Origin of the sequence: Aeromonas sp. L_1B5_3, assembly GCF_963866575.1 — a bacterium.
In the GTDB taxonomy this organism is placed as follows: domain Bacteria; phylum Pseudomonadota; class Gammaproteobacteria; order Enterobacterales; family Aeromonadaceae; genus Aeromonas; species Aeromonas jandaei.
The window spans coordinates 1-348 of the sequence record NZ_CAWMDN010000108.1; the positions used below are offsets into that span (position 1 = coordinate 1).

A 348-nucleotide genomic window follows, 5' to 3' on the forward strand; every position below is an offset into this window, starting at 1 on the left:
TCGACATGATGTTATTAGCCAGGCAAGTTTCCTGGCTGACCTGCAGCGTACCTGCACTAATCACGGTTATCGCGTGGAGAGTGACCCCTTACCGCAAGAGGAGACACACGATGTCCAAACAACCGATAGCCGTTGAGCTGGAAGCCATCAATCGAGAGGGGGAAACTCAGGTGGTGCGTGACAGTGGCCTGACCGTGCAGGACTACAGCGTCTACCTGCGGGCTGTGGAGGGCAGTGGGTTGGCGCTGGCCACCTAGGTAGCTGACTACGACACCATAGGACCGGCCTACCAACTGGCGGAACGGCTGAGCGTTGCGCTCGCTATCCTACTCAACGTACTGGTCCCCG

General features: G+C 58.3%; 1 pseudogene. It reads left to right on the forward strand.

Features of this window, described 5'->3' with window-relative positions:
• Positions 1-110 precede the first annotated feature (110 nt).
• A pseudogene (locus AACR93_RS08855) lies at positions 111-348 on the forward strand (hypothetical protein); the annotation flags it as partial.